This window comes from Paenibacillus sp. NPDC057967 (genome assembly GCF_042887015.1).
Classification (GTDB): Bacteria; Bacillota; Bacilli; order Paenibacillales; family Paenibacillaceae; genus Pristimantibacillus.
In genome coordinates, this window is record NZ_JBHVQB010000012.1 from 182803 (window position 1) to 189663 (window position 6861).

Consider the following 6861-nt stretch of genomic DNA (forward strand, 5'->3'; position numbering starts at 1 on the left):
TTCAAGCATGGCGCCCGTCCGGCAGTAATGTAATTAAAGCTCTGGCTGCTAGTGGTCCAATTTCAACGACAGGAGGTTATCATTCAATACACTCAATCCGTCGGTCACGCTTCTCTTGCCGCCCCATACCTGATAGAGCGATTGATTCATCGTCTCGAGAATCGTATTGAATTGGACGATCAGATGGTTTTCCGCCTCGCGTCCGTACTTGATCGAGCCTTCGTGAACTTGCTTGAACGCCTCTGGATCCATGCCGATCTCTGCACCCATCTTGTCATACCACAGTCTGAACAGACTGGAGTCTGCCGGCGTTCTGCCCACATCGTTCATATAACGGTAGGCGCCGCCGCCCTCGGCAGGGTCTGCCAGGTGACGGACAAATTCCCAAGCCTCGTCAGGATGCTTGCTCGTTGCCGAGATGCTCCATGGGTCGACATACAGCGTGACCTTGCGTCCTTCATGATAAGGAACCGCCGCTACGCCCCAATTGAATTCTGCTTGCTTGTAGGAGCCCAGTCCCCAGCCGCCGGTAATGTACATTCCGACCTTGCCCGTCAGGAACGGGTCGCCCAGCTGTGAGGATGCCGCTACCGTCTCTGCGTCCGGAGCCACCTTGTATTTGTTAATCAAATCCACGTTGAACTGCAAAGCCTCGATATTAATCGGCTTCATCAAGTCCGGCTCGCCCATCACACCGGTTGTATACGCTTCCGGTTTGAACAAGTCTCCACCGAACATCCATGTCATGGCATTCGCGCTCAGCGCACTGGAGAAGCCAAATACTTGCTTGCGCGCGTCGCCTACGTCATGGGACAGCTTCTGGGCTGTCTCCAGCATAGCATCCAAATTCCAGGATTGATCATCCCAGTCCGTAGTCGGGTAAGGAAGGCCAGCTGCATCGAATAAGTCCTTGTTATAGTAGAGATAGGTGGCATTGCTTACGAGCGGAATGCCGTAGTTTTTGCCATCGATTTTGTAGATATTGAGCAAATTCGGGTCCATCGTCTTCAGCTCTGGAGCGCCATTCTCGATATATGGCGTCAAATCCTTCAGTGCGCCCATCTTCATGTATGTCGCAAATCCGCTGTCCGCCTGATTCGGATTCCACACATCCGGCGCTTTGCCGCTGGAGATCAAGGTGGTCAGCTTCTGATCGAATTGATCGTACGGAATGTTCTCAAGCCGTACTTTCACGTTCGGATGGCTATCCTCGAAGCTGGCAATAACCGCGTCCTGCCAATCCTTTTTATCCGGGTCCGCAGCCATGACCCATACGATCTCGACCTTCTCCCCATCCTTATTCTTCTCCCCGCTGTTGCCGCCCTTGTTCGAGCCGGCCGCATCGCCGCAAGCGGACAATACCGCGGACACGGCAAACAAAAGAAGTACACTCATCAGAAACATGCGTTTTTTTATTGGATTTTTCATGACACCCTCCGATTTGTTTTTTTGAACCCATTTTTCACAAAATGTCAAACAAACGAACTTGAGTTTTCAACCATCCAATCCATGAACCTCTCTCCGCTAGCATCACCCGCTGTTGTTATGGCTTATTGTCTAACAATATAGCATGTGATAGTATGAATTATCTGCACACATCTTATCTACTTCGTTATTTTTCAACATATCTTCTCTTGAATTAATGTTTGGCTATTATGCATGAAGGTGGTAATGCCATGTCTGAGACAAACTTCTATGCTGCTTCCCAATTCGATATTAGCCGCGAGCGAAAAGAAAATACGAGTATGCCGTCCCGCCATTATCACAACGGCTATGAAATTTTTTATTTAGTATCTGGCGATATCAGCTATTTCATCGAAGATAAAAGCTATCAGGTGGTCGGAGGCGCCTTGCTGATCATCAACATGAACGAGATTCATAAGCTCGTCAATTCAAGCAAGGAATCATTCGAGCGCATTACGCTCCTGTTTCAAGAGGAATTTCTAGAGGATATGTTTCCTTACAATGACAGTTTTCATGTGCTGTCCAGCTTCTCCAGCGGCAAAAACTTCATGCCCCTGAACGGTCAAGAACAGAGCATGATCGAAAAACTCTTCGACAAGATGATCGCCGAATTTACCAAGCAGCCTCTTGGCTACGACTATTATTTGAAGACACTGCTGTTCGAGTTGCTTATTTTTATTCACCGCAAGACTTCCACACTCCCCGCAGCCGAGCATAACGGAAGCCACCCTATGAATCGCAAAATCTTTGAAATCGTCGACTACTTGAATCAGCATTATCATGAAACTCACACGATCCAGAGCATCTCCAACCAGTTCTATATCAGCTCCTCTTACTTCTGCAAGATGTTTCGGGAGAACACTGGCTTTACGTTCACAGAGTATCTCAACAATGTGCGGATCAAGGAAGCGCGCCAGCTATTAACGGGAAGCACGCTGAAGGTAGCTGATATCTCGGAGAAGGTCGGATTTGAGAGCATGACACATTTCGGGCGCATCTTCAAAGATATTACCGGCCTGTCGCCGCTTAAGTATCGTCAAGCCAATAAACCCGAACTTGTTTGAACCCAAAGAACAGAGCCGCTAAGTGATATAATTGGGGCAACTCACACAAAATGGAATGACAGGCGGGGATACATGTGAAATTGGAACGATTGATCTCCATCATCTATAAGCTGTTGAACCATGAAGTTTTATCCGCCTCCTTGCTGGCTGAGGAGTTTCAGGTTTCTTCAAGAACCATCTATCGAGATATTGACGTCATCTGCGCCGCCGGCTTTCCGGTTATATCTTATCTGGGGAATAAAGGCGGATTCGGCATCATGGAAGGCTTCAAAATGGATAAAAGCCTGCTTGGTGCTTATGATGTCGCTTCCCTGATCACCGTGCTTAGCAGCCTCTCTTCCGTATTCGAAGACGAGCGCGTGCGAGGCACGATTGAACGACTGCAAACAATTGGGACGGAGCATCAAACTCCAAGTCTAGCCGTGGACTTTGAAACCCGCCGGACAGATCCCGACGCGCTTCCTCATCTGCGTACAGCCATTGCGGAGTACCATGTCATCCGTTTTGATTACATCAATGTCAACAATGAACGCACCACTCGTGATATGGAACCGATCAGGCTTCATTTCAAATATAGCAACTGGTACATCTATGGATATTGCCGGACACGGCAGGACTATCGCGAGTTTCGGCTATCCCGCATGATGAATTTGCTTCGGACAGAGGATTCCTTTCCGCCCCATCACGAGGTTCCGCAAGACGAAGGCTCGACGGACGGAGCATCGAAGGATGGAATTGAGGAGGTTGTTATCCGGGTGGGGCCAACAGCATTGGCAGAGGCGATGGATCAATTCCATCAGGTCGATAAGGAATTTCATGCCGACGGAAGCATGACGATGCGTATTCCTGTGGTGAGGCCGCTTGAAGCGCGCTGGCTCTGGTCCATTCTGCTGAGCTTCGGCAGCGGCGCCGAGGTTTTCGAACCTCCGGCACTGCGAGGCATCTTAAAAGAACAGCTGAAAAATACTTTAAAACTTTATGAAGTAGTATGACACCCTGTTGTCATACTACTTTTTTTATAATGGGAACAGATTCACCAACCAATCCATCACGAGTTAAAAGGAGAGACACGAATGACAAATCATCCACTAGAAATGTATACCTATCACGCATGGGCCACCGGAACGATCCTGGGAAGAATGAAGGAGCTGCCCTCCACCGTGCTGAGCGAGGAAGTGAACAGCGCCTTTCCTACGATCGGAGAAGTGTTCTCCCACATGTACACCGTTGAAAAAAGCTGGCTGCATGTACTGAACGGTGACAGTATGTCCAAGGCTCTCGAAGCATGCCTTCCGCTACAGCAAGAGCTTCTTCGCAGCTCTGTAGATGAATTTACGGTACTATTCGCCGAGCTTGCGGAACAATTCAAAACACGTCTCCAAGAGCAGGACAACCTGGAGCGTACCATTTTGCTCGAAAATCCGTATGCCGGCACGCGAAACACCCGTTTATCGGAAATTGTGCTGCAAGTGGTCAATCACGCCACTTATCACAGGGGCAATGTCTCGTCCATGCTGCGCCAGCTCGGCCATCCATCCGTCATGACCGACTATGCGCTCTACTGGTATCAAGGACAAGGGCAAGCGTAAGTTATTCATCGTTATTTGCAGAAAAGCCGGTCTTTCTGAATGCAGAAAAGCCGGCTTTTTCATGCTTATGCTAGCGGGGCGGCTAAGCCGCTATATCGGTACAAAAGATCAGCCGGCTTTGATATGATGGAGTTCCCTATTACAACCTTAAACCCAAAGGTTTGGAGAGGAATAATGTACCCCCACATACCTGGAAGGGAGTCATACGTTCAATTATGGAAATGGAGAATCTCATTACAGTAGCTTCGAGAGCAGAGCTCAGAACCTGGTTGGAGGAACATGCCCGGACCGAAGCATGTTGTTGGGTCATCGTCAGTATGACGCCAAACGAGGATACATTGCTCTATTTGGACGCCGTCGAAGAAGCCTTGTGCTTCGGATGGATCGATGTAGTCAAGAAGAAAATAGCAGAGATGGGGCTGGCGCAGAGGCTGTCTCCCCGAAGCAAAAGAAGCTCATGGACGGAGCTGAATAAGGAACGTGTCCGACGACTGGAACGGCTTGGACTTATGAGGGATGAAGGAAGAAGGGTGCTTCCTGATATGAGCCCGGACTCTTTTCAAATAGATAGGGCTATTGAGGAAAGGTTGAAAGAAGAGCTGCAAGTGTACGAGAACTTTTTGGCATTCCCGACTCTGTACCAAAGAATCCGGATCGACACCATACAAAGCGTCAGGCACGATCCGGCGTTATTTGAAAGCAGGTTAGACAAGTTAATTGCCAACACTCGGGAAAACAAAATATACGGTCAATGGCATGATGATGGGCGCCTGCTAGATAATAAAGAAGAAGACAATGGAATTGAGTAAATTTCTTTAGGACTGGGAAGAAGGCAAGCATCAATGGAGTTGATGCTTACCTTATTGGTTGTGGGACTGTTTTCTATCCGCGTCATGCTTCATAGCTTCGCGCATGTCATCCCGAGGAGGGATTTTGTGATTAATATGCAGCAGCACACCCAATATGATCAGCAGAAGCACTATGACTATAATCATCGCTTAACTCCTGTTGCTCCGTACCGGAGCCGCATCATCTGTCCTTTTGCACGGATGCATTGAGCGCTTCAGCCTGCTTCTTGAAGTAGTAGCGGAAGCCTAACCAAAAGATGGAGTATGTCACGATAAACATGATCAGTCCAAGCACGATAGCCAGAGGTTTCAACGGAATCCAGCCCACTCCAATCGATATGGGGAAGTACAAAGCAACTGACAATAGAAAGTGAATGACCAACTGCTTGAGCGGGCTCCAGCGATCATATTGAAATATAAAGGAGGCAACCCCGAAGTAGGCTCCTATCCCCATGCTTGCGAGCAGATTCTCCCATATAATTTTGGCAGGAACGACCGCATCCTTCATCATCAGGCCTGTCAGTATGGCCAACATGATAATAGCCGAGCAACCGAATCCCAGCATAATCCGTTTGAAGATTTCACTCGCCATCTTTGCTATCCCCCCATATGAGCTTCTGCTTAAGCTGTGCCACGTAAGCACGCGACACATACTCTTTGCTGCCCGTCTTGAAGTGGACGCATAGGTTGCCGTTGAAGGATAATTCGAATCTGGCGATCTGATCCACATTGCCGATAACCGATTTGGAGAAACGCAAGAATTGATGAGGAATCAGCAACTCCTCAATCTCATAGAGCTTCATCTTCAGCTCGATGCTCTGCCTGCTCATCGAGGCGAATACCTTCCTGTTCTCGGCATATACATAGTCAATCTCGCTTGGCTCCAGCAGAACCGAACGCTCATCCTGTACGCCGACCAGCCTCTTGGTCATCGGACTCTTGATCCGCTTTACCAGCTCCGCAATTTCTTCCGTCCAATCTTTTGCTTGTATCGTTACAATCGTCTCATCATATTGATCCTTGATGTCGATTTGAACCTTAATCGCCGTTCCCCCCTGTCGCAGCCGAGCTGTTATGTCTATCCTAGATTCTATCATTTCGGCTCTATCTTGAGTATCGCTCGAAGGAAAAAACTAAAATGAGCTGATCCATAGCAACAGCAGCTACTATGGAACAGCTCAACTTGAATCGCAATTATGCTATTTTCATAATCGTCATGCTGGCTCCGCCGTTACCGTTAAGCACAGCCACGCCAAGCAGTCCGTAAAGCCTCAAGTCAACAATACTGCCTGCAGAAAGCGGAACAATCATTGTTTTTGAAAATGAGCTTTTACTCGTTGAAGGTTCAATTCTGCTTCCTGGAATAGCAACACCATTCACGTATATACCAGTGCTCACCAATAAGGATGTTGTTAATTCAACATTGTAAGAAATAAAATAAGTGCCTGTCTCTCCAACTGTAAATCTTGTGTTGTCGCCGCTTATCGTCACGCCATTCAGGACTTTGTTATTCGGGAATGGAACGGAAGTACCGCCTAGTATAACAGCAATGCTTGTTGATGAAGCATCAGCATACGCATACGAGGTAATTCCTGCCCCGTCCTGACCTGGGTCCCCCTGTACACCTTGTGGACCTGCCGGACCTATCGGACCTGTCGTCCCGGTTGGACCTTGCTCTCCTGTGTCACCCTTCTGTCCTTGCGCTCCTGCTGGGCCCGCTGCTCCTGGATCACCCTTCGGCCCTTGCGCTCCTGCTGGGCCCGCTGCTCCTGGATCACCCTTCGGCCCTTGCGCTCCTGCTGGGCCCGCTGCTCCTGGATCGCCCTTCGGTCCTTGCGCTCCTGCCGGACCTGTTGCTCCTGTATCCCCTTTCGGACCTTGCGCTCCTGCCGGACC

General features: G+C 48.9%; 9 protein-coding genes. 4 read left to right on the forward strand and 5 right to left on the reverse strand.

Annotated elements, in window-relative coordinates:
* Positions 1-48: 48 nt before the first annotated feature.
* Entirely contained in the window at positions 49-1428 is a 1380-nt protein-coding gene (locus ACFVSO_RS26390) for an ABC transporter substrate-binding protein (RefSeq protein ID WP_387479710.1), read from the reverse strand.
* Between the two features lie 248 nt (positions 1429-1676).
* Here ACFVSO_RS26390 and ACFVSO_RS26395 point away from each other — a divergent pair, with 248 nt between their 5' ends.
* The 4 genes from ACFVSO_RS26395 (at position 1677) to ACFVSO_RS26410 (ending at position 4926) form a co-directional block, all read left to right on the forward strand.
* Complete coding sequence (locus ACFVSO_RS26395) at positions 1677-2528, forward strand: helix-turn-helix domain-containing protein (RefSeq protein ID WP_387479711.1); 852 nt, start codon at positions 1677-1679, stop codon at positions 2526-2528.
* A 74-nt stretch (positions 2529-2602) separates the two neighbouring features.
* Positions 2603-3520 (forward strand): helix-turn-helix transcriptional regulator, encoded by a 918-nt coding sequence (locus ACFVSO_RS26400; protein WP_387479712.1) that lies wholly within the window; start codon positions 2603-2605, stop codon positions 3518-3520.
* Positions 3521-3601: 81 nt separating this feature from the next.
* On the forward strand, positions 3602-4117 hold the full coding sequence (locus ACFVSO_RS26405) for a DinB family protein (protein WP_387479713.1): 516 nt from the start codon (positions 3602-3604) through the stop codon (positions 4115-4117).
* Between the two features lie 215 nt (positions 4118-4332).
* Complete coding sequence (locus tag ACFVSO_RS26410) at positions 4333-4926, forward strand: YdeI/OmpD-associated family protein (protein ID WP_387479714.1); 594 nt, start codon at positions 4333-4335, stop codon at positions 4924-4926.
* A 51-nt stretch (positions 4927-4977) separates the two neighbouring features.
* Here the strand turns inward: ACFVSO_RS26410 and ACFVSO_RS26415 are convergent, their stop codons facing one another.
* The 4 genes from ACFVSO_RS26415 to ACFVSO_RS26430 form a co-directional block, all read right to left on the reverse strand.
* Positions 4978-5112, reverse strand: a complete 135-nt coding sequence (locus ACFVSO_RS26415) for a hypothetical protein (RefSeq protein WP_387479715.1) — start codon at positions 5110-5112, stop codon at positions 4978-4980.
* Between the two features lie 34 nt (positions 5113-5146).
* A complete protein-coding gene (locus ACFVSO_RS26420) occupies positions 5147-5557 on the reverse strand; it encodes a DUF3021 domain-containing protein (RefSeq protein WP_387479716.1) in 411 nt (136 codons plus the stop codon).
* Entirely contained in the window at positions 5547-6062 is a 516-nt protein-coding gene (locus ACFVSO_RS26425; protein ID WP_387479717.1) for a LytTR family DNA-binding domain-containing protein, read from the reverse strand. Before ACFVSO_RS26425 ends, ACFVSO_RS26420 begins: the two co-directional genes overlap by 11 nt.
* A gap of 97 nt (positions 6063-6159) precedes the next feature.
* Positions 6160-6861: BclA C-terminal domain-containing protein (locus ACFVSO_RS26430; RefSeq protein ID WP_483875074.1), on the reverse strand; the 702-nt coding region annotated here is incomplete at its 5' end.

Coding starts and splice junctions, on each gene's coding strand:
- ACFVSO_RS26420 (WP_387479716.1), bottom strand. CDS start 5,557: ATGGCGAGTGAAATCTTCAAACGGATTATGCTGGGATTCGGTTGCTCG.
- ACFVSO_RS26410 (WP_387479714.1), top strand. CDS start 4,333: ATGGAAATGGAGAATCTCATTACAGTAGCTTCGAGAGCAGAGCTCAGA.
- ACFVSO_RS26425 (WP_387479717.1), bottom strand. CDS start 6,062: ATGATAGAATCTAGGATAGACATAACAGCTCGGCTGCGACAGGGGGGA.
- ACFVSO_RS26395 (WP_387479711.1), top strand. CDS start 1,677: ATGTCTGAGACAAACTTCTATGCTGCTTCCCAATTCGATATTAGCCGC.
- ACFVSO_RS26405 (WP_387479713.1), top strand. CDS start 3,602: ATGACAAATCATCCACTAGAAATGTATACCTATCACGCATGGGCCACC.
- ACFVSO_RS26415 (WP_387479715.1), bottom strand. CDS start 5,112: ATGATTATAGTCATAGTGCTTCTGCTGATCATATTGGGTGTGCTGCTG.
- ACFVSO_RS26390 (WP_387479710.1), bottom strand. CDS start 1,428: ATGAAAAATCCAATAAAAAAACGCATGTTTCTGATGAGTGTACTTCTT.